The sequence below is a fragment of the Kitasatospora putterlickiae genome, assembly GCF_039527695.1.
GTDB classification, from domain to species: Bacteria; Actinomycetota; Actinomycetes; order Streptomycetales; family Streptomycetaceae; genus Kitasatospora; species Kitasatospora putterlickiae.
Genome location: NZ_BAAAKJ010000048.1, coordinates 1 through 2,152, shown reverse-complemented (window position 1 = coordinate 2,152; position 2,152 = coordinate 1). Strand labels below are relative to the sequence as shown.

Annotated in this window: 1 protein-coding gene and 1 pseudogene; both read left to right on the top strand. The window is 71.5% G+C overall.

The window, feature by feature from the left end; genetic code table 11:
- Positions 1–217: 217 nt before the first annotated feature.
- Positions 218–1,438, top strand: a complete 1,221-nt coding sequence (locus ABD308_RS05890; protein WP_344327921.1) for an acetyl-CoA C-acetyltransferase — start codon at positions 218–220, stop codon at positions 1,436–1,438.
- 302 nt (positions 1,439–1,740) lie between these two features.
- Positions 1,741–2,152: pseudogene (locus ABD308_RS05885) on the top strand (hypothetical protein); the annotation flags it as partial.

Below are 2,152 nucleotides of genomic sequence, written 5' to 3'. Positions count from 1 at the left end.
GCAACCTCATGTCGGTCGGCGTGCTCGGGCCCTGGGCGCTGCTGCGCCACCGGCTGCGGGCCGGCCTGCCGGGCGCCGCGGAGTCCCGCGCGGGGGACCGCCCGAGCGGCGGGAACACGTCGGCCAGCTCACACACTCGGGCGGGTGACGACCGACCTACCAGACGGTAACTTTCCTCCCGGACGCCTGTCCGTCGCCACTCAGCGAGGAGCCCGCCATGCCCGAAGCCGTCATCGTCAGCGCCACCCGTTCGCCGATCGGCCGGGCCTTCAAGGGCTCGCTGAAGGACGTCCGCCCGGACGACCTGACCGCGCACGTCATCCAGGCCGCCCTGGCCGAGGTGCCGCAGCTCGACCCCCGCGAGATCGACGACCTGATGCTCGGCTGCGGCCTGCCCGGCGGCGAGCAGGGCCACAACCTGGCCCGCGTCGTGGCCGTGCAGATGGGCATGGACTACCTGCCCGGGGCCACGATCACCCGCTACTGCTCCTCCTCGCTGCAGACCACGCGGATGGCGCTGCACGCGATCAAGGCCGGCGAGGGCGACGTCTTCGTCTCGGCCGGCGTGGAGACCGTCTCGCGCAGCGTCCACGGCACCTCGGACGGCCTGCCGGGCACCATGAACCCGCTGTTCGACGAGGCGCGGGCGCGCACCGCCCGGCGCGCGGAGGAAGGGGGCGGCGAGTGGCACGACCCGCGTGCGGACGGACTGCTGCCGGACGCCTACATCGCGATGGGCCAGACCGCCGAGAACCTGGCCGCGCTCAAGGGCGTCACCCGCGCCGAGCAGGACGAGTTCGGCGTGCGCTCGCAGAACCTCGCCGAGGCCGCCCTCAAGGCCGGCTTCTGGGAGCGCGAGATCACCCCGGTCACGCTGCCGGACGGCACCGTGGTCAGCACGGACGACGGCCCGCGCGCGGGCGTCACGCTGGAGGGCGTCTCCGGCCTGAAGCCGGTGTTCCGCCCCGACGGCACGGTGACCGCCGGTAACTGCTGCCCGCTGAACGACGGCGCCGCCGCGCTGGTCGTCATGTCCGACACCAAGGCCCGCGAGCTGGGCATCACCCCGCTCGCCCGGGTGGTCTCCACCGGTGTCAGCGCGCTCTCCCCCGAGATCATGGGCTACGGCCCGGTCGAGGCCTCCCGGCAGGCGCTCAAGCGGGCCGGGCTGGGCATCGGCGACATCGACCTGGTCGAGATCAACGAGGCCTTCGCCGCCCAGGTGATCCCGTCCTACCGCGACCTCGGCGTCGACCTGGACCGGCTGAACGTCAACGGCGGCGCGATCGCGGTCGGCCACCCCTTCGGCATGACCGGCGCCCGGATCACCACCACCCTGATCAACTCCCTGCGGTGGCACGACAAGCAGTTCGGTCTGGAGACCATGTGCGTCGGTGGCGGCCAGGGCATGGCGATGGTCATCGAGCGGCTCAGCTGAGTCCGCCCCACCCCTCCCCCGTCAAGCCCGAAGGGTCCAGACCACCCATTTGGAGTGACGCAGCGTAATTGAGGGCCGGATCACACCGAGAGGTCGATCCGGCCCTCTTTTCCGTCATTTCGGGACCGGAAATCAACGGTGCGGAGCGGATCAACTCCGCAGCGTAGACCGGCACTACCTAACAATTTGGGGACAAGAGCGAAAGTCATGGACAAAGTGGACATTCGCCACTGCGGTAACAGGGCAGGATGCGGCACTGTGGAGGCGTAACCCCGTTCCACTCCTCGCTAGGAGTACGTTCCGTGAGCGCCGTCTACACCATCCTGCTGCTGATCCTGATCGCCGTGTCGACCGCCGTACTGCTCCACCTCCGGGGAATCTCCCGCCGGCTGGACGAGCGCGCCGCCGCCGCACCGGCCGTCGACGAGGCGGCGATACGCCGGGCCGTCGCCGACGCGCTGGCCGCCGACCGCGAGCGGGAGATCGTCGAGGCCCGGGCGTTCTGGGCCGAGCAGGAGGCCCGCGCGGCCGAGGACGCGCCACTGTTCGACTCCCCCTTCGCCGGGGTCTTCAACACCACCGAGGAGTGGCCGCTGTTCTTCCCCCGCCCGACCGGGCCGGGCGAGGCGGCCGACAACGCGGGCACCATGGACCCGGAGTTCGGCGAGGCGCTGCGCTCCGCGCTGGAGGACCTGATCAACGAGGGCGGCGCCC